The organism is Azospirillum sp. 11R-A (genome assembly GCF_049472615.1).
In the GTDB taxonomy this organism is placed as follows: Bacteria; Pseudomonadota; Alphaproteobacteria; order Azospirillales; family Azospirillaceae; genus Azospirillum; species Azospirillum palustre.
The window spans coordinates 403,854-424,077 of sequence record NZ_JBCEBL010000001.1; the positions used below are offsets into that span (position 1 = coordinate 403,854).

At 69.9% G+C, this 20,224-nt stretch carries 14 protein-coding genes; 5 read left to right on the forward strand and 9 right to left on the reverse strand.

Going from position 1 to position 20,224, the window contains the following annotated elements; genetic code table 11:
- Nucleotides 1-85: 85 nt before the first annotated feature.
- Entirely contained in the window at nucleotides 86-760 is a 675-nt protein-coding gene (mtgA, locus tag VH569_RS01990; RefSeq protein WP_423313601.1) for a monofunctional biosynthetic peptidoglycan transglycosylase, read from the reverse strand.
- Between the two features lie 112 nt (nucleotides 761-872).
- On the opposite strand from mtgA, the gene VH569_RS01995 reads away from it, so the two are divergent.
- Entirely contained in the window at nucleotides 873-3,638 is a 2,766-nt protein-coding gene (locus tag VH569_RS01995; protein WP_423313603.1) for an ATP-dependent DNA helicase, read from the forward strand.
- Between the two features lie 40 nt (nucleotides 3,639-3,678).
- Here the strand turns inward: VH569_RS01995 and VH569_RS02000 are convergent, their stop codons facing one another.
- Together VH569_RS02000 and VH569_RS02005 are read right to left on the reverse strand one after the other, a co-directional pair.
- Nucleotides 3,679-5,370, reverse strand: a complete 1,692-nt coding sequence (locus VH569_RS02000) for a methyl-accepting chemotaxis protein (protein ID WP_423313604.1) — start codon at nucleotides 5,368-5,370, stop codon at nucleotides 3,679-3,681.
- 207 nt (nucleotides 5,371-5,577) lie between these two features.
- Entirely contained in the window at nucleotides 5,578-6,525 is a 948-nt protein-coding gene (locus tag VH569_RS02005; protein ID WP_423313606.1) for an AEC family transporter, read from the reverse strand.
- 140 nt (nucleotides 6,526-6,665) lie between these two features.
- Between VH569_RS02005 and VH569_RS02010 the strand changes: the two genes are divergently transcribed.
- The 4 genes from VH569_RS02010 to VH569_RS02025 all read left to right on the forward strand — a co-directional run bounded on the left by VH569_RS02010 (nucleotide 6,666) and on the right by VH569_RS02025 (nucleotide 10,451).
- Nucleotides 6,666-7,091: a tellurite resistance TerB family protein gene (locus VH569_RS02010; RefSeq protein ID WP_098739139.1), complete on the forward strand. Its 426-nt coding sequence runs from the start codon at nucleotides 6,666-6,668 to the stop codon at nucleotides 7,089-7,091.
- Nucleotides 7,092-7,121: 30 nt separating this feature from the next.
- On the forward strand, nucleotides 7,122-8,009 hold the full coding sequence (locus VH569_RS02015; RefSeq protein WP_423313609.1) for an NAD(P)-dependent oxidoreductase: 888 nt from the start codon (nucleotides 7,122-7,124) through the stop codon (nucleotides 8,007-8,009).
- A gap of 222 nt (nucleotides 8,010-8,231) precedes the next feature.
- Nucleotides 8,232-9,833, forward strand: a complete 1,602-nt coding sequence (gene cimA / locus VH569_RS02020) for a citramalate synthase (RefSeq protein WP_423313611.1) — start codon at nucleotides 8,232-8,234, stop codon at nucleotides 9,831-9,833.
- Between the two features lie 150 nt (nucleotides 9,834-9,983).
- Nucleotides 9,984-10,451, forward strand: coding sequence for a preQ0 transporter (locus VH569_RS02025; RefSeq protein ID WP_376957219.1), 468 nt, complete (start codon nucleotides 9,984-9,986; stop codon nucleotides 10,449-10,451).
- A gap of 77 nt (nucleotides 10,452-10,528) precedes the next feature.
- On the opposite strand, the gene VH569_RS02030 is transcribed toward VH569_RS02025, so the two are convergent.
- The 6 genes from VH569_RS02030 to VH569_RS02055 all read right to left on the reverse strand — a co-directional run bounded on the left by VH569_RS02030 (nucleotide 10,529) and on the right by VH569_RS02055 (nucleotide 20,040).
- On the reverse strand, nucleotides 10,529-11,203 hold the full coding sequence (locus VH569_RS02030) for a ChrR family anti-sigma-E factor (protein WP_377808708.1): 675 nt from the start codon (nucleotides 11,201-11,203) through the stop codon (nucleotides 10,529-10,531).
- A 10-nt stretch (nucleotides 11,204-11,213) separates the two neighbouring features.
- Nucleotides 11,214-11,789 (reverse strand): sigma-70 family RNA polymerase sigma factor, encoded by a 576-nt coding sequence (locus tag VH569_RS02035; protein ID WP_376957223.1) that lies wholly within the window; start codon nucleotides 11,787-11,789, stop codon nucleotides 11,214-11,216.
- Nucleotides 11,790-12,051: 262 nt separating this feature from the next.
- Nucleotides 12,052-14,040, reverse strand: coding sequence for a molybdopterin biosynthesis protein (locus VH569_RS02040; protein ID WP_423313614.1), 1,989 nt, complete (start codon nucleotides 14,038-14,040; stop codon nucleotides 12,052-12,054).
- Between the two features lie 47 nt (nucleotides 14,041-14,087).
- Entirely contained in the window at nucleotides 14,088-15,260 is a 1,173-nt protein-coding gene (locus VH569_RS02045) for a molybdopterin-binding protein (protein ID WP_423313616.1), read from the reverse strand.
- Nucleotides 15,257-16,174, reverse strand: a complete 918-nt coding sequence (locus tag VH569_RS02050; RefSeq protein ID WP_423313618.1) for a diguanylate cyclase — start codon at nucleotides 16,172-16,174, stop codon at nucleotides 15,257-15,259. Before VH569_RS02050 ends, VH569_RS02045 begins: the two co-directional genes overlap by 4 nt.
- Nucleotides 16,175-16,182: 8 nt before the next feature.
- Entirely contained in the window at nucleotides 16,183-20,040 is a 3,858-nt protein-coding gene (locus tag VH569_RS02055) for a response regulator (protein ID WP_423313620.1), read from the reverse strand.
- Nucleotides 20,041-20,224: the final 184 nt, after the last annotated feature.

Consider the following 20,224-nt stretch of genomic DNA (forward strand, 5'->3'; position numbering starts at 1 on the left):
GGGTCGGCCTCCTGCGGGCCGGGCGGGAGCAGTGTGGAGCGTAGCGCGTCGGGTGTTAAGATTCGGTGGAGGGGGGCGCCCTGTCTCACCGCACGCAGTCGGCGAGCCCGTCCCGCCGCACCACCGCCATCCGCCGCTCGATCACCCCGGCGCGGCGGGCGACATAGGCGCTGGGCTTGGTGGGCGACCAGTTGCGCGGGCTGGGCAGCACCACCGCCAGCAGCGCCGCCTCGCGCCGGGTCAGGGCCGCAGCGGATTTGTTGAAGTGGTGCCGCGCCGCCGCCTCGGCGCCATAGACGCCGTCGTCCCACTCCACGATGTTCAGATAGACCTCCAGGATGCGGCGCTTGCTCCACAGGCTTTCGATAAGCAGGGTGAACCAAGCCTCCGCCCCCTTGCGGGTCCAGCTGCGGTCGGGCCAGAGGAAGGCGTTCTTGGCGGTCTGCTGGCTGATCGTGCTGCCGCCGCGCAGCCGTCGACCCTCCTCGTTCTCCTCGAAAGCGCCCTCGATGGCCGCCCAGTCGAAGCCGCCATGACCGCAGAAGCCGGTGTCCTCCGAGGCGATCACCGCCTCGACCAGCGCGGGGGAAATGCGCTCCAGCGGCTCCCAGTCGCGCGACAGGCCGGAGCCGCCCAGCGCCCGGATCAGCATCAGCGGCGTCGCCGGTGGCGGCACGACCCGGTAGAGCGCCGCCCACAGGATGGTGAAGGCCATCAGCCCCGCGATCCCGATCAGCGCCCAGCGCAGCAGTTTCCGCATACAGCCCCGTCTCCGCTCGGCTCTTTCGGACTTCCCTCAATGGCGATGAAGCGGTGCGCCGTCAACATGCGGCGCTCGCTTTGCGGCACGCCACCGCCATATAGTGCCGCCGATGGACCTGACAGCCGATCCCACCCCGCTCCACAGCCTCGACGACGCGCCCGCCATGGTGGCCGGCGCGCGCCGTGTCGTGTCGCTGACCCTCGACGGCGAGGTCGAGGAGCTGTCGCTGGCCGCCGCCGCGGCGAAGGTGCGCCGCCAGCCGCCCCTGGTCTGCCATGCCCGCGCCTTCGCCCGCCGGCTGGGGATCGACGCCTTCCCGGCCTTCGACGTGCTGGAGCTGTTCGCCTTCGTCCACCCCGCCCGCTTCTGCGTCCCCACCCCGCGCGGCATCGCCGAGGCGCTCGACCTGCCCACCCCCGAGGGTCACGAGGCGGAGGCGCTGGCCCTCCAGCGCGCCGTGCGCCGTCTGCTGGGCGACTTGGGCGCTGCCGGACGGGAGGAATCCTCCGACCCCGTCGCCTTCGCCTGGGAGATGGGGCGTGCCGGCTGGCCCTGGGCGGCGGCGGTGCTGGCCGCGCTCGGCAAGCCCGACGGGCCGGAGAAGGGTGCCGCCCGCTCGGGCCTGCGCGTCTGGACCCGCATCAAGGAGTGGGAGGAAGGCGCACCGCCGCCGCCGCCCGCCCAGAATCCGGTCGATCCGGACGAGGCGCGCCGCCGCCTCGCCGCCATGCTGTCGGCCAATGTTCTGGGCAAGGTGGCGGAGCCGCGGCCGCAGCAGGCCGACTATTCCAGCGCGGTGTCCGCCGCCTTCGCCCCGCGCCAGCTTCCCGACACGCCGAATGTCGTGCTGGCCGAGGCCGGGACCGGCGTCGGCAAGACGCTGGGTTATCTGGCCCCGGCCACGGTCTGGGCGGAGAAGAATGGCGGGACGGTGTGGATCTCCACCTATACCCGCAACCTCCAGCACCAGATCGACGCCGAGCTGGACCGGCTCTATGCCGACCCGGCGACCAAGGCGCGCAAGGTGGTGCTGCGCAAGGGGCGCGAGAACTACCTGTGCCTGCTGAACCTGGAGGAGGCGGTGCGCGCCATGCCGTTTCAGCCGCACAACGCCATCGGCGTCGGGCTGATGGCGCGCTGGGCGGCGGCGACGCGCGACGGCGACATGACCGGCGGCGACTTCCCCGGCTGGCTGGTCGACATCGCCGGGCGCGGCCCAACCATGGGTCTGGCCGACCGCCGCGGCGAGTGCATCTATTCCGCCTGCGACCACTATGCCCGCTGCTACATCGAGAAGAGCGTGCGCCGCGCCCGCCGCGCCGACATCGTCATCGCCAACCATGCGCTGGTGATGGTGCAGGCGGCACTCGGCGGCGGCGAGGAACCGACGCTGCCCAGCCGCTATGTCTTCGACGAGGGGCACCATGTCTTCGACGCCGCCGACAGCGCCTTCGCCGGCCATCTGACCTGCCGGGAGACGCAGGAGCTGCGCCGCTGGCTGCTCGGTGCCGAGGAGACCGGCCGCAGCCGCGCCCGCGGCCTGAAGCGCCGGCTGGAGGACATCGTTGCCGGTGACGAGGAGGCTCTGCGCCATCTCGACGACATCCTGATCGGCGCCCGCGTCCTGCCCGCCGACGGCTGGTCGGCGCGTCTGGCCGCCGACAACCCGCAGGGGCCGACCGAGCGCTTCCTGCTGCTGGCCCGCCAGCAGGTCTATGCCCGCACCGCCGGCCAGGGCGGCCCCTACAGCCTGGAGGCCGACAAGGCCTATCCGGTGGACGGCCTGCTGGAGGCCGCGGCGGAGCTTGAGCAGTCCCTGGTCCGCCTGTCCGAGCCGGTCGAGGCGCTGGCCCGCCGGCTGGCCCAGCGGCTGGAGGACGAGAGCGCCGAACTGGATTCCGACCAACGCCGCCGCATCGACGCGCTGTCGCGCAGCCTGCACCGCCGCGGCACCCTGACGGTCGAGGGGTGGCGCGCCATGCTGCGCACCCTGCCGACCGAGACGCCGTCGCATTTCGTCGACTGGTTCGCGGTGGAGCGGATCGACGGCCGCGACGTCGATGTCGGGCTGTACCGCCACTGGGTCGATCCGACGGTGCCCTTCGCCGAAGCGTTGGCCGGTCCCGCCCATGGGCTGGTGGTGACCAGCGCCACCCTGACCGACGGCACCGGCGACATCGGCCAGGACTGGCGCGCGGCGGAGGACCGTTGCGGTGCCAGCCACCTGCCCGCCCCGGCGATCCGTGCCCAGGTCCCCTCCCCCTTCGACTACCCGAACCGCACCCGCGTCTTCGTCGTCAACGACGTGCGCAAGGACGATCTGGGGCAGGTCTCGGCGGCCTACAAATCGCTGTTCATGGCGGCGGGCGGCGGCGGGCTCGGCCTGTTCACCGCAATCAGCCGGCTGCGCGCCGTGCGCGACCGCATCGCCGAGCCGCTGGATCAGGTCAACATCCCGCTCTATGCCCAGCATGTCGATCCGCTGGACGTGTCGACCCTGATCGACATCTTCCGCAACGAGGAGCACGCCTGCCTGCTTGGCACCGACGCGGTGCGCGACGGGGTGGACGTGCCGGGGCGCAGCTTGCGCCTGATCGTCTTCGACCGCGTGCCCTGGCCGCGTCCCGACATCCTGCACCGCGCACGGCGCGAGGCCTTCGGCCGCCGCCGCTATGAGGACATGATCACGCGGCTGCGCCTGAAGCAGGCCTTCGGCCGGCTGGTCCGCCGCGCCGACGACACCGGGGTCTTCGTCCTGCTCGACCCGATGATGCCGAGCCGGCTTGGCGGCGCCTTCCCCGAAGGCGTGGAGATGCGGCGCGTCGGGCTGAAGCAGGCGGTGGAGGAGACGGCGGAGTTCCTGCGGGGGTGGTGAGGGCCGGTCTACCCCTCGCCACCTCCCGTTCCGTGGCCCGTCAGGCGGCGCGCAGCTCGCTGAGGAAGCTGTCCATCGCCTGTTTCAGCATGGCAGCCTGCCGGGCGAGATCATCCGACGCATGCTTGACGTTGTTGGTGGCAGCCCCCGTCTCGTTCTCCGCCTGCTGAATTCCCAGGACGTTGCGCGAAACCTCGGTCGTGCTGACCGCCGCCTGCTGGGCATTGCGGCTGATTTCGGATGTGGCTCCGCTCTGCTGGTTCACCGATTGCGCCATGTCGGCCGTGGAATTGCTGATCTCCTCCACCTGACCGATGATGCTGCGCATGGCGCCGACCGTCCGACCCGACGCCGCCTTGACTGCGCCGATCTGGTTGGTGATCTGCTCGGTCATCGCGTGGGTCTGGTTGGCAAGGTTCTTCACCTCGCTGGCGACGACGGCGAAGCCTTTGCCGGCCTCGCCGGCGCGGGCCGCTTCGATGGTCGCGTTCAACGCCAGCAGGTTGGTCTGGCTGGCCACCGCATTGATCGACGCCACGATCTGATCGACCTGATCGATGGAGGCCGACAGCAGATCGAGCTGGCGCTGGGCCTCGCCGGCCCCTTCGGCCGCCAGACGGGAGCGGTCGGCGGCACGCCCCACCCGATCGGACAGCTCGCCGATCGAGGCGGACAGTTCCTCCGACGCGGCGGCGACCGTCTGGACATTGGCGCTCGCCTGCTCCGACGCGGCGGCGACGGCGGTGCACTGGGCGCCGACCTCTTCGACGGCGGCGGCCAGCTGCGACGAGGTGGCCTGCAACTCGGTCGCGGAACTGCCGACCGCATCGACGATGGAGCCGACCCGCTCCTCGAAGGACCGGGCCATGTCCAGCGTTCCCCGGCGCTTTTCCGCTGCCGCCTCGACCTCGGCGTCCTTGGCCTCCTGTTCCAGCTGGCGCGTGCGGATCATGCTCTCCTTGAACACCTCCACAGTCCGCGCCATTTCGCCGATCTCGTCGCCACGGCCGGCCCCGACCACCTCCGTCGTGGTGTCGCCGGTCGCCAGACGCACCATCGCCGCATTCAGGGCCGCAATCGGACGGCGAATGCCATAGACGACCAGCAGCACGGACCCGATGGCACCGATGACAAGCAGTGCGACCGCAATCGACAGCGAGTTGAACACCGTCTGGTTGGTCTGGTCGGTCAGATCGTCGGACGAACGGTACACTCCGGCCGACACCTCATCCGACAGCTTTGCCGCCAGGTTGAAGGCCTCCACCACCTGGGGGCGCCCTTCCTTTCCATAGACGGCGGCAGCCCCGGCGTGATCGCCCTTCTCCTTCGCCGCGAAGAGCTTGGGCAGCGAGGACTTCACCATTGCCGTCAGTTCCGCGATCCGCGCCACCTTGTCCTTGTGCTCGGGCCTGACCAGACGGTTCATCACTGTGCTCGATTCGACGACGGCCGCCTGAATGTCGTCCATCGCCTTGACCAGAGCCGGAAGCCCGGAGGGATCCTGAAGCAGCAGCACGTTGTTGGCCTGACGGCCGAGGTTGGCGAGGTCGCCGCGCATGCGTTCCAGCTTCAGCGAAAACGTCACGTCTCCATCGACCAGCCTGCTGTAGCGGTCGTCGATCTCACCGATCCGGTTGCTCATGTAGATCGACAGCCCCAGCGTGATCAGGCTGAGAAGCGCCACCACCGCGTAGATTTTCGTGCCGATCCGGAGATTTTCGATAAGTTTCACAGCGACACCTCAGCTGACCTCTGGAAAGAGCGGTTTCCCCGCCGACTTCGACCGACATGGCGAAAGCAATTCCAGACTCACCTAAGTGCACGCGGTAAAGAATGCCTTAAAGAATCGATGGCAAAATGTTCGGGCGATAAATGGACCGAGCCGCAAACAACAACAATCTCAATACGATTACATCGCCAACTTAAGTCCGGATGCCGGTCATCCAGCCGGCGCATACACTGCCAGCAATGCAGACAGCGTCACCACGCTCAGCACCGTCGATACCAGGATGGCCGAGGAGGTGCGCTCCACATAGGTCTGGTACTGGCTCGCCACCACGAAGGTCAGGGCGCCGGTCGGCAATGCCGCCAGGATCACCGCGCTGCCGGTCCAGAACGGGTCCATCGGGAACAGCGTCTGCGTCAGCACCCAGGCCAGCGCCGGGTGGACCAACAGCTTCAGGGCGCTGATCCAGCCCGCCTCCACCAGCCCGGCGGTCAGCCGCTGCGAGGCCAGGAACAGGCCGATGGCGAACAGCGCGCAGGGTCCGGCGGGGGAGCCCATCAACTCGCAGAACGTCGCAATCGGCTTCGGCACCGCGACGCCGGGCAGCAGCGCCGACCAGGCGAGGCCGGCGGCGGTGGACAGGATCAGCGGGTTCTTCGCCAGCGCCCGGCCGACATCGCGCAGGGCCTTGCCCAGCCCGCTGCCCTGGCTGTTGGCGAACTCCATCCAGATCACGGCGATGCCGACCATGATGGCGCTCATGATGACGGTCGCCAGGATGGTGGGGGCGAGCCGGTCCGGCCCGAAGGCGGCCAGGAACAGCGGAATGCCCATGTAGCCGGTGTTGGAGAAGGCCGAGTTCAGCCCCTGCATGCATTGGATCTGCGTGCGCTCGCGGTAGACGAGGCGGCCGATCACGGCGCCCAGGGCATAGACCAGCAGCATCGACCCCAGGAAGGCGCCGATGAACGGGCCGTTGAAGATCTCCGGGATCGACCGCCGTGCCGTGCCGAGGAACAGCACCGGCGGCAGCGCCATCCAATAGACGAACTTGTTCAGCGCCTCCGACGAGGCGGCGCCGAGCAGCTTCGACTTCCCGGACAGGAAGCCGGCCAGGATGATGGCGAATACGGGAAATGCGACATTGAGGACGACGTTCATGGTGCGCGACAATAGGCAACGCCAACCGTCGCGTCGAGCGGCCGACCCCTCCACTCCCGGCATGGCACCCTTGACGCGGCTGGTGCGGCGTTCGAGATTGCCGACCTTACACGCGACCACTCCCCAAGGGAGACCGCCCCATGAGAAAGCCGACCGATTCCATGATCGACCACCACAGCGCACTCATCTACGTCATGGTCCTGGTGTCCGCCTGCGACGGCGACATGACCGACCTTGAACTGGAAGCCATCGGCGAGAATGTGCGCTACCTGCCGATCTTCAAGGACTACAGCGGCGATCAGGTGATGGCCGCCACCCGCGAATGCACCGCCATGCTGTCCGACAATGACGGGCTGGACACCGTGCTGACCATCATCGAGCAGGCGCTGCCGTCCAAGCTGCGGGAGACCGCCTATGCGGTGGCCTGCGACATCGCCGCCGCCGACCCCAAGGCATCGCAGGAGGAACTGCGCATGCTGGAACTGATCCGCCACCGGCTGGGGGTCGACCGGCTGTGCGCCGCCGCCATCGAGCGCGGCGCCCGCGCCCGCCACATGCGCCTGTGACCCTAATCCACGTACAGTGAAAGCCTCGACATGACCGAAGAAACCATCCGCCCCGATCTCGCCGGCCAGCGCGTCGGCGTCATCGGGCTTGGCCTGATGGGCAAGCCGATGGCCCGAGCGCTCGCCCGTGCCGGCGCGGAACTGGTGGTGGCCAGCCGCAGCCCTGGCCCGGTCGCCGAGCTGGCGGCGGAGGGCATGATCGCCGCCACCGGCCCGGCCGCCGTCGCCGGGCAGGCGGGGATCGTCATCCTGATGCTGACCGACACCAATGCGGTGGAGACGGTGGCCGAGGCTCTGCTGCCGGTCCTGCGCCCCGGCCATCTGGTGATCGACATGGGCACCACCGCCGTCGCCGCCACCCGCGCGCTGGCCCAGCGCGTCGCCGCCGCCGGGGCGGAGTGGCTCGACGCGCCGGTTTCCGGCGGGACGGTGGCGGCCGAGGGCGCCATCCTCACCATCATGGCCGGCGGGTCCGAGGCTGCCTTCGCCCGCGCCCTGCCGGTGTTGCAGGCGATGGGCCGCCGCATCACCCATGTCGGGGACAGCGGCGCCGGCCAGATCGCCAAGTCGGCCAACCAAGTCATCGTCGCCCTGACCATCGGCGCGGTGGCCGAAGCGCTGGCGCTCGCCCGGGCGGCCGGCGCCGATCCGGCCAAGGTGCGCGACGCCATCCGCGGCGGCTTCGCCGAATCCCGCATCCTCGACCTGCATGGCGGCCGCATGGTCAGCGGCGACTTCACGCCCGGTGGCCGCGTCACCACCCAGGTCAAGGATCTGAAACAGGCGGAGGAGCTGGCGCAGCAGTCCGGCATCGACCTGCCGACGCTCGGCCTGTCGCTGGAGCTGTTCGAGATGCTGGTGGACCAGGGCGACGGCGCGCTGGACCATTCCGCCCTCTACCGCCTGTTCGCCCGCTGATCCCGGCGGGTGGCCGGGGGCGGAGCGCACCGCTCCGCCCACCGGTCGCCATTCTCCGGCCTGTCATTCCCTCCGTTGCGGCAAAGCCCCGCTTTCCGCAAGTTTCTTCTCAAAACGGTTGAGGATAAGCGCCGCATCGTCCATTCTCCCGGCTTTCCGCAGGGTGGCAAAGCACTGCCGGCCCCTTTGTCTTCACAGGACATCTTCACAGGTCAGGCGGCGATGACGGGCGAGCGCATCTATCTGTACGACACCACGCTCCGCGATGGGGCGCAGACCCAGGATGTCGATTTCTCGGTCACCGACAAGATCGCGATTGCCAAGGATCTCGACCGGCTGGGCATCGACTATGTCGAAGGCGGCTGGCCGGGCGCCAACCCGACCGACGACCAGTTCTTCGCCGAGGCGCCGGAGATGACCCGCGCCACCTTCACCGCCTTCGGCATGACCCGCCGCCCCGGCCGCAGCGCCGCCAACGACCCGCAGCTGACGGCGCTGGCGCAGTCGCGCGCCAAGGCGGTCTGCATGGTGGGCAAGAGCTGGGACTTCCATGTCGACGTCGCGCTGAACATCCCGCGCGAGGAAAACCTCGACCTCATCCGCGACAGCATCGCGGCCCTGCACGCCGCCAAGGGCGAGGCGCTGTTCGACGCCGAGCATTTCTTCGACGGCTACAAGCGCAACCCGGCCTATGCCGTGTCCTGCATCAGGGCGGCGTTCGAGGCCGGCGCACGCTGGATCGTGCTGTGCGACACCAACGGCGGCACGCTGCCGCACGAGGTCGACGCCATCGTTCGCGAGGTGGTGGAGACGCACGGCATCCCCGGCGACCGGCTCGGCATCCATTGCCACAACGACACCGAGAACGCGGTCGCCAACTCCCTGGCCGCGGTGCGGGCCGGCGCGCGGATGATCCAGGGCACCATCAACGGGCTGGGCGAGCGTTGCGGCAACGCCAACCTCGTCTCGCTGATCCCGACGCTGATGCTGAAGATGGGCTACGAGACCGGCATCCGGCGCGAGGATCTGCATCTCCTGACCCAGCTGAGCCGCGCCTTCGACGACCGGCTGAACCGCGCGCCCAACCGCCACGCTCCCTATGTCGGCGCCAGCGCCTTCGCGCACAAGGGCGGGCTGCATGTCTCGGCGGTGGAGAAGGACCCGTCCTCCTACGAGCATGTGGCGCCCGAAGCCATCGGCAACCGCCGCCAGATCGTCATGTCCGACCAGGCCGGCCGCTCCAACCTGATCGTGCGGCTGCGCGACATCGGCATGGCGGTGGATGCGAAGGACGAGCGGCTTGCCGGCCTGCTCGATCTGGTGAAGCAGCGCGACAGCGACGGCTACGCCTACGACACGGCGGAGGCCAGCTTCGAGCTGCTGGTCCGGCGCGAGCTGGGCGAGGTGCCGCGCTTCTTCGAACTGCTGCGCTTCCACGTCACCGACGAGCGCCGCTACAACGCGGTCGGCAAGCTGGTGGTGGAGTCGGAAGCGGTGGTACGCGTTCGGGTCGGCGACGCCGTGCGGATGGAGGTTGCCGACGGCAACGGTCCGGTGCATGCGCTGGACGTCGCCATGCGCAAGGCGCTGGAGCCGGCCTATCCGGCACTCGCCAGGGTCAGCCTGTCCGACTACCGGGTCCGCATCCTGGCCGCCAAGGAGGGCACCGGCGCCATGCCGCGCGTCCTGATCCGCAGCGCCCGGACCGACGGCACCGAATGGTCGACGCTGGGCGTGTCCACCAACATCATCGAAGCCTCGATGGAGGCGCTGGTGGACAGCTACACCTACGCCCTGATGAAGGACGACGCGAAGCCGGTGTAAGGACCGGCGGTGCAAGGGCCACGCGGCACCTTCCCAGCATGGCGATGTTCTGTTAGCTAGAGCGGTTTCGGGGCGCTCGCATTCACGCGGGGCCGGCTCCGGTCATCAGCGCCCGTATTGCCGCGGGTCCGCTCTCGGAGGATCATCGCCATGCTCTGGCTCGCCGCCTATATCGGCAGCATTCTTGCCATCAACTTCGCCTTCAGCCTGTTTCCGCACCTGGATCTGGTCTGGTCCTGCTGGGCCGGCCTGATCTTCATCCTGCGCGACATGGTGCAGGTGCGCTTCGGCCACTGGGCGCTCGCCGCCATGCTCAGCGGCACCGTGCTGTCCTATCTGCTGACCGACCCCTTCGTCGCCACCGCCAGCGTCGTCGCCTTCGCCGTGTCGGAGATGATCGACTGGGCGGTCTTCACCGTCACCCGCCGCCCGCTGCGCGACCGGCTGTGGATCAGCGCCGCCCTGTCGGTGCCGGTCGACACCGCCATCTTCTTCGGCATGCTGGACGTCTGGGACCCCACCGTCTGGGCCGCCAGCTTCGCGTCGAAGCTGCTGGGCGTCTCGGTGGTCTGGCTGCTGATGCGCGCCCGCGACGGCCGTGTGGCGGTCGCGGCGTAAGGGGCTGGCTTCGAACGCTCCCGTCTTGATCCTCCCCCGCCGGGCGGGGGAGGATAGGCGGAGGTTCGGCCTCTCCTTCAGAACCGCTTCACGAACCGGTTGAACAGCCGCCCCAGCGGTCCGGTCATCCGCAGCCCGCCGATGGTGGTGGCGAGGCACAGGCAGCCTTCCGGGTCGGACACCGGGCGGTGGATCAGCGACGGGTCGCCGACGGCGATGTCGCCGGGCAGGAAGGCGCCGAACTCGTCGGAGAAGCCGCCCTCCAGCACCACGGTCAGCTCGATGCCGCCATGGGTGTGCACCGGCACGCCGACGCCGCCCTTCATGCGGATCAGCTTGGTGGTCCCGTCCGGACCGGACAGCAGGTCCATGCTGCGCATGCCCGGCTGGAGGAACCGCCAGCCGCCCTCCCCCAGCCGCCCCTCGCGGTCGAGCCGTCCGCGCAGGTAGCTGCGCAGGGGTTCCGGATAGCGCGACTGCTGCGCCGACGGCTTGACGGCCGGGCGGCAGGGCGCCGGCCGCTCGTGGTCCAGGCGGGCCATCAGCGCTTCCAGGCAGCCGTCGGACAGAGGCTCCGGTTCCAGATCGTCCAGCAGGGCGCCGCCGACCGCCTCCATCTCCGCCACGGCGTGGCGGCAGGCGGGGCAGAAGGCCATGTGGGTGGCGACGGCCAGCGACGCGCCCTCGCACAGGGCACCGCCGGCATAGTCGATCAGCAGGGTGTCGCCGGGGTGGTGGCTCGGCCGGTTCATCGGAAATGCCTCATCCGACATCCTTCAGCGACCGGCGCAGGCGTTCCATCGCCAGACGCAGGCGCGATTTGACGGTGCCGAGCGGGATGCCGTGCTCCGCGGAAATGACGCTGTGCGGCTTGTCCTCGAAATAAGCCATGCGCAGAAGCTCGGCCTGTTCCGGCGGCAGATCCTTCAGCGCGGCGCGCAGGCGCCCGCTGCTTTCCTTCGCCTCGATCCGGCGATCGGCGGCCTCATCGGGTTCGGGCACCAGGGCGGGATCGTCGGGGTCGATCTCCGGCCGCTGTTCGCGCCGCAACACATCGATTCGCTTGTTGCGGGCGATGGTGAACACCCAAGTGCCGGCCGAGGCATGGATCGGATCGTAGGTTTCGGCACGACGCCAGACCAACAGCATGACCTCCTGAACAAGCTCTTCCGCCGCGCCGGAATCGCATCCCAACCGGCGCAGATAGGTTTTCAACCGTGGCGCGAAGTGGCCGAAAAGAACCCCGAACGCCTGACGGTCCCGCTCGCGCCCTACGGCAACGAGCAGGTCTTCCAGGCTGGGGGCCATGTCGGCCGCGGGGGTGTGCTGGTCCTGCATGGTCCCATTCAAGGGGAACATCGGCTTCCGCACAAGCCGGGGATGGCACCCATTCCCGGAATTCGCGGCAGCCGCCCCGTTTTCAAGACCTCTGCGTCAATCCTGCACTCTGCCCTGCATCCCGCGGCATTTCACGCCGGGCTGTATGTCGCATCGTGACCTTCGGTACGCAACCGCCCGGCCGCTGGATCACGAAAAAACCCGGCCTGCGGCATTTTATTCGGATCCGCCGGATGATTGGGCCAAACCCTCTCTCCAGACCCTATCTGATGAACCCCATGGCGCGCAGGGAATCGGCAACCTCCGGCATCTCCAGCGCCTCGACGAAGCGGCGGACGGCCGGGCGGTCGCGACGGGCGGCGGGGACGACGAAGTCGTAATGCTCCTCCTGCAACGGCAGGAAGCCCAAGCCATAGAGGGTCGCCGCGGTTTCGATGGCGACACCCCAGTCGGCACGGTTCTGCGCCACCGCGACGGCGACGGCGTTGTGCGATTTGGCCTGTGTCCAATAGCCGGTCGGCCGCGCCGGCCCCAGCAGCCGGTCGGTCAGGATGCGGGTACCGCTGCCGGCATTGCGGTTGATCAGGATGCAGTCGGCCAGACCGGCGACACCGGCCACCGCCTCCTGCGCCGTCCGCCCCTCGAACCGCGGATCGCCGCGGCGGAAGACGATGCCCTGCATGCGGCGGTAGCCGGTGACGAGGTCGAGACCCGGTGCCAGGAACGGCGTGTTGTAGGTGCCGGTGGCGGGATCCATCAGATGGACCGGGGCGATGTCGCACTCCCCGCGCCGCGCCGCCGCCAGCCCGCCCATCGAGCCGACATTCAGCGCCTTGACCGTCATACCCTCGCCGATCAGGCGGCCGAGCACGGCGTTCAGGCCGATGCACTGGCTGCCGACCACGATCAGGTCGGCGGGCGTCAGCGAGCGGCCGAGCAGTTGGACCGACACCGGCGTGCCGGCCTCCACCGCCTCGGCCTGGGCGTCGATGGCGAGGAAGCCGTCGGCATGGCTGAAGGCGGTGACCGCCCCCGACCCCTTCGACAGCGGATAGGCCGCCAGCTCGCCCCCACCTGCGCCCCCATCGGCGATATGGACCAGCGAGACCATGACATATTCGGTGCGCCCGCGCTCCGACCCCAGCCGCACCGGCAGTGTGGCCGGCACCTCCTCCGCCAATGCCGGCGGCAGGCCGGCCAGGGCGCGGATCACCGGGGCGACGAAGCTGTGGAAGGTGAACATGGCCGATGTCGGAAAGCCCGGCAGGATCACCACCGGCTTGCCGCCGGTCACCGCGAGGCACAGCGGCTTGCCCGGCTTCAGCGCCACGCCATGGGCGACGATGCCGGGGTCCGACAGCCGCGCCACGATGCGGTGGGAACGGTCGCCCGCCCCCTTCGACGTGCCGCCCGACAGCAGCAGCGCGTCGCAGTCGAGCCCCCGGGCGACCAGCCGTTCCAGCGCCTCGTCCTCGTCCGGGGCGATTCCCAGCGGCACCGGCTCCCCGCCCAGTTCGGCGACGGCAGCGGCCAGGATGGCGCCGTTGCTGTCATAGACCGCTCCGGTGCGGATCGGCTGGCCGGGTGCGACGATCTCGTCGCCGGTCGACAGGATGGCGACGCGCGGCCGGCGCACCACCGCGACCTCGCCCAGCCCGATGGCGGCGAGCACGCCGATCTCGCGCGAGGTCAGCAGCTGGCCCTTGCGCAGCACCACCTCGCCCCGGCCGATGTCGGAGCCGGCGGCGGCGACGAAAGCGCCGGGGGTGGCCGGGCGGGTCAGGGTGACGAACAGGCCGTCAGGCCGCTCCATCGCCTCCGTCGTCTCCACCATCACCACGGCGTCGGCGCCACGAGGCAGCATGCCGCCGGTGGCGATCACCGTGGCGGTGCCGGGCTCCACCGTCAGTTCGGGAGCATGGCCGGCGGCCAGCACCTCGTCGTTCAGGCGCAGGGCGACCGGGCGGTCCTCGGCAGCACCCGCCGTGTCGGCGGCGCGCACGGCGAAGCCGTCGACCACCGAGCGGTCGAAACCGGGGACATCCACATCGGCCGTCACATCGGCGGACAGCACGCGCCCCAGGGCGGCCGACAGCGGCACCCGCTCCTCCCCCCGTGGCGACAGGTCGAGATGGCGGTGGAAACGGGCGCGCGCCTCCTCACCGCCGACCACCTCCAGGAACTGGTCCTGGCGGGCGGCCTGGGCGACGAAACGGCGGATGTCCTCGCGGCTGCGGTCGGAACTGTGCACGCGGCAAACCCTTGCTGGATAAGAGCGGCGGGATACTTCCTCGCCCCTCAGTCGAACCTGTACATGGTGACGGGAACGCCGTCCGGCACGCCTTCGCTGTCCGCGCCGATCAGGACGAAACCGTCGGCCCGCGCCGCCGCCGCCAGTCCCGGCCAGCCGGGCGAGGCCACCGGCTCCACCCTGCCGTCCCCGTCCAGCCGGACCCGGTAGAGGTCGAGGCAGCCGATTTCCGACACCAGCTTGCGCACCGTCACCGCCTGGACCGTCGCATGGGGCAGATCGGCCGGCAAGCCGGCAGCACGCCGCACCGCGCGGCCGGCCAGCAGTTCGTAAGCCGCCAGCGCCGCCATCGGCTCCCCCGGCAGCAGCAGCACGGGCACGGCGCCGACGATGCCCAGCCCGGCGCTGCCGCCCGGCCGCATGGCGATGCCGTGCAGATCGATGCTGCCGGCCCGGGCCAGGGCGGGCGCCGCCACATCGTCGGGACCGGTGCCGGTTCGGCCGGCCGACAGGATCAGGTCGGCGCCCGGCCGGGCGAAGGCTTCGGCCAGGGCGTCCGGGTCGGCCGGCATAACCTCGACCGCTTCGACACCCCCGCCGTCGCGCCCGACCAGAGCCGCCAGCATGGCCGCGACCTGCTCCGGCGCGCCGGCCTTGGGACCGCCGGCAATCAGAATCCGCACCCGCGGCGCCGGCAGGACCGATACGGTGTCATGCCCCGCCGCGGCGAGCAGGCCGAGATCACCGGAGCGCAGGCGCCGCCCGGCCGGCAGCAGCGCGTTGCCGGCGGCGGTCCAGGCGCCCTGCCGCTCCACCCCGCTGCCGGGCGCCACCGCGTCGATGGCCTCGATGAAGGGACCGACGGCCTGCGCCGCCTCGTAGGGGATCACCGCGTCGCAGCCCGCCGGAAGAGGGTCGCCGGCGCTCACCGCAACCGCCGCCGTCAAGGGCACCGGGTTGTAGGAGCCGGCGCCGAGCGTGTCGGCCGCCGCCACGGCATAGCCGTCCACCGCGGCCCGGTCGGCCGGGGGCCAGTCACGCAGCGCAGCGACGGCGTCGGCCAACCGCAACCCGCCGCAGCCCGCCACGGGCAGGACCCTTGCGGCAGGCACGGCGACCCGGCGGTCGATCCAGTCCCAGCCATCGGCCAGCGGCGCACGGCGCGGGAAACCGCGGCCGCGGACATCGTAGAAGGACGGGCCCGGCAGCGGCGCCGTCACAGCGCCGGCACCGTGGCGTCCTGCACGCGGTTGCGGCCGGTGCGCTTGGCACGGTAGAGCAGCTGGTCGGCCATCTCCGCCAACTGTTCGGGGCTGCCGTCGGCCGACGGGATCACGGTAGCGACCCCCAGGCTGATGGTGACATAGGGGATGACCGGCGACTGCGCGTGCGGGATGCGGCATTCGGCGACGGCGGTCCGGAAGCCTTCCGCCACGCGGACGGCGCCGGGGCCGTCGGTCTCCGGCAGCAGGCAGACGAATTCCTCGCCGCCATAGCGGGCGACGAGGTCGCTCGGCCGCCGCGCACGGTCCGACAGCAGTTCGGCCACCATGCGCAGGCATTCGTCGCCGGCCTGATGGCCGTAATGATCGTTGTAGGCCTTGAAATGATCGACATCGAGGATGATGAGCGACAGCGGCAGGTTCGACCGGGCACAGCGCCGCCATTCGCGCGCCATCGCATCGTCGAAGCGGCGGCGGTTGGCGATGCCGGTCAGCCCGTCCAGGAAGGACAGGCTGCGCAGCAGGTCGGTCTGCCGCTTCAGCAGCAGATGGTTGCGCACCCGCGCCTTCACGATGGGCGGGCTGATCGGCTTGGTGATGAAGTCGATGGCCCCCACCTCCAGCCCGCGGGTCTCGTCCTCCACCTCGCTCTTGGCGGAGATGAAGATGACGGGGATGTCGTGGATCGCGGGATCGGCCTTGATGCGCCGGCACACCTCGAACCCGTCCATCCCCGGCATCATGATGTCCAGCAGGACGAGATCCGGCATCCGCGCCTGGACCAGATCCAGCGCCCTCTCGCCGTCGGTGGCGAAATAGATGTCGTAATCGTCCTTCAGGATGCGGCTCAGCACATGGACGTTGGACGGAATATCGTCCACCACCAGGATTTTCGGGCGGAGGTCGGCCATGGGCGCGTTCAGACCGTCGCTAACGGGAGGCCGAGGTCTCGCGCGATCCGCTGCACGATCCCAAGCGCCTTGGTGAAGTCCAGACCGTCGATGGCGGCGGACAGCCCCTTCATCGTCGAAGGCTCGACCCAGTCCGTCAGCAACGGCGCCAGCATAGCGAACTCCTCCGCCGCTGCGAAGTTACTCTCTTGCAACAAAGTTGCGAATTGGGGCAGGCGATTCGCCAGCTGCGCCCGGCTCTCCGCCGACCGGCCTGGCATCCCCGGCCCTCCTGCCGGCCCCGTCTTTCCGCCGGGCGCCGCACGCAGCCGCTGCGCGCTTTCCAGCACGAGCGCCAGTTCGCTGCGCAGCACCGGCACCTGGGCCGCAGCCGCAATGGCATCGTCCCTGTAGGCGGCGGTCTGCAATGCGTCGGCGGCGACCGACAGGCGGCGCGCACCGAGGTTGCCGGCGACGCTTTTCAGCTCATGCGCGATGGACTTGGCGGTGGCCAGATCGTTGCCGTTCACCGCCGCGGCGATCCGTTCGGCGACATTGCCATAGCCGTCGGCGAACTGGCCGATGAAACGGCGGAACAGGTCGGTGTCTCCGCCCAGCCGGTTGAGCGCATCGGCAAGGTCGATACCCGGCAATCCATCGGGCAAATCGGCCAGCGGTCCGGCCGGACCGCCAACCGGCATCGGCGGAGCCGCGGCGCGCGTCAGCATGGCGTCGCCGTGCAGCGGGACGGGGCCGGCACCGCAGGGCGCGCAGGGCCGCACCGCCACCAGCGGCGGCCCGATCCAGCGGGCCAGCGTGGCGAACAGCTGCGGCAGGTCGAGCGGCTTCGGCACATGGGCGTCCATTCCGTTGTCGAGGCAGCGTTGCCGGTCTTCCGGCAGGGCGCTTGCCGTCATGGCGATGATCGGCAGCTGCTGCCCGCCCGGCAGCGCGCGGATCGCGGCGGTCGCGGCGAAGCCGTCCATATCCGGCATATGCACGTCGAGCAGCACGGCGTCGAACGGCTGGCCGGCCGCGCGCACGCACTCCAACGCCTCCCGCCCCGTCGATGCCGTGGTGACCGACGCGCCGGCACGCTCCAGGATCTCGAACGCCACCTGCCGGCTGATGTCGTTGTCGTCGGCCAGCAGCAGCCGGCGGCCATGCAGCGCCCGGCTGGCGTCCCAGGCCGCCCCGCTCAGCCCGCCCAACCCGCTGCCGCCGGACGGCGCCGGAACCGGGGATGGCAGGAGGGGCGCGCCATGCCCGGCCTGGGCATAGGCGACGGTCACGGCGTCGAGCAGGGTGGAGGCGGTGACCGGCTTCACCAGGAACCCGGAAATCCCGGCCTCCTCGAAGCGGGCGCCCAGCCGCTCGCGGCCATAGCCGCTGATGACGATGATCATCGGGGTGCCGGCATGGACATCGGCGCGGATGCGGCGCGCCGCTTCGATGCCGTCCATCCCCGGCATCTTCCAGTCCATCAGCACCATGTCATAGGCATGGCCTGCCGCGGCGGCACGCTCCAACTCGGCGATGGCGCTCCGGCCGTCGCAACAGGCGGTGACGGTCCAGCCGAAGCCGGTGGCGATGGCGCCCAGCACCTCGCGCGCGGTGGGGTTGTCGTCGACCACCAGCACCGTCAGGTCGCGCGGCACCGGGCGCGGGTGGGAATCGGGCCAGCCGGCCGCGGCCCCGCCGGTTCGCCGGCCGGCTCCGCCGGGATGGCGGTCGAACTCCGCCTGGAAGCGGAAGACGCTGCCCTTGCCGGGCTCGCTCTCCACATCCATCGCGCCCTTCATCAGCCGGACAAGCCGGGCGCAGATCGCCAGCCCCAGCCCGGTGCCGCCGAACCGCCGGGTGGTGGAGCTGTCGCCCTGGCTGAATGCCTGGAAAAGCCGGTCGCGCTGTTCCGGCGCGATGCCGATGCCGGTGTCGCGCACGGCGAACTCCAGCACCGCGCGGTCGTCCCCCTGCGCCTTGACCGCGACCGACACCACCACTTCGCCGGCCTCGGTGAACTTGATGGCGTTGCCGGCGAGGTTGATCAGGACCTGCTGGAGCCGCAGCGGATCGCCGATCAAATCCAGCGGCACGTCCGGCGCGACGGAGAACAGGACGTCGATGTCCTTTTCCTGCGCGGCCGATCCGACGATGACCGCCAGCGTCTGCAACAGGTCGTCCAGCCGGAAATCGACCCGCTCCAGTTCAAGCTTGCCGGCCTCCACCTTCGAGAAGTCGAGGATGTCGTTCAGGATGCCCAGCAGCGACTGCGCCGACACCCGCACCTTCTGCACGTAATCGGCCTGCCGGCCGTTCAGATCGGTCTGCTGCAAAAGGTGGATCAGCCCGAGGATCGCGTTCATCGGCGTGCGGATCTCGTGGCTCATGTTGGCCAGGAACTCGCTCTTGGAACGGCTCGCCGCCTCCGCCGCCAGTCGGGCGCGCTGCATCGCCGCTTCCGCCCGCTTGCGCTCGGCGATCTCGTGGAAGACCACCACGGCACCCTCGACCTTGCCTTCGGCCAGCATCGGGGAGGCCGTGTACTCCACCAGGAAGGGCGTCCCCCCCTTGCTCCAATAGGTGTCCTCCAGCCCGCGCCGGCTCTCCCCGCTCAGCAGCACCTCGGTCACCGGGCATTCCAGGGCCGGGAAATGGCTGCCGTCGGCACGGCGGGAATGGATCAGCGCATGCAGGTTGCCGCCCAGCAGCTCCTCGTTGGAATAGCCCGTCAGCGCCGAGGTGGCGGGGTTGGCGAAGGTGATCGTCCCGTCGCGGTCGATGCCGCAGATGCTGTCGGACGCCGAATGCAGGATCAGGTTCAAACGGCGGTTGGCGCTGGCGAAGGCCTCGTTGGCGGTTTCCAGCTCACTCTTCTTGGTGTCCAGCTCGGCGTTGGTGTCGGCCAGCATGCGGCGGCCGGCCACCTCGCGCTCCAGGCTGCGCAGCGCGGTATAGGCCAGACCGGCGCAGGCCAGCACCGCCAGCCCGACCAGGACGCTGCCCCGGAGCGTACGCTCCCGCCAGGGCGCCAGTTCCGTCCGCTCAGACAGGGCGACGAACGCGACGAGCGGCAGGTTCGGCACCCGCTGGTAGGACAGGATGCGCCTGCTCCCCGGCGTCGGTCCGTCTGCCTCGAAGGTTTCGATGGCTGCATCGGCCGCATGGCGCAGCACGATATTCCCGTCCGGGCCGTCCAGCGGCTCGCTGGTGGGAAAGCGCAGCACGGGCTTTCCATCGGTACGGTACACCGCGATCGCCGCACCGGCCCCGAGATCCAGGCTTTCGTAGAGCTGACTGTAATAGTCGAGGTCGACATTGGCATGAACGACACCCTGGAAGCGTCCTTCCAGCATGATCGAACGGCTGACGGTGAAAAATTCCGTCCCCGTCTGCCGACCGGCGATGCGCTCGCCGACATGGAAATCGGTCCCGTTGAGATGCGCCTTGAAAAAGCTGCGATCCGACGCGTTGACGCGTGGTGTCGGGTATTGCCTGCTGGTCAGCACGGCGTCGCCGGTTGCGGCATCGATCCACAGCGCCGCGATTTCCGGCAGGCTGTCCACCATGTCGCGGACGGTGATCCAGGCCTCGCGATTGGTGTCCAGACCGGGCATGCCGTAATGGCGAATGAGATCCTGCGCACGGCCGATGGCGAGGTCTGCGGTGGCTACCGTCCGCCGGACATGCTCCTGCAGCAGGCGGGCGGTGGATTGGGCCTGTTCCCGGCTATGACGCAGCGTCTCTTCCCGGTCGGCCCAGACGACATAGCCCCAGAACCCGGCACCGAGCAGCGCGATCAGCGCAAAGGCCGCGACCAGCAGCAGACGGGTGCGCGTGGGGGAAAGCGTGGGTGCCGCAGCGTCGATCGGGTGTCTGTCCATCATTGCAGAGTTGTCGCCGCACCGCCGCCGGCAACCGGCGCCACCCGCCGGTCCTTCCGCCTACATCGGTCGGAGTATGGTCTGGCGCCGGCTGCGTCCGCAAGCAACTTGATGTGCGCAAGGGCGACGTTCGCGACACCCGGCGCTTGCGGGGGACCCCTCCGGTACAGCCCCCCTTGCACCGCCT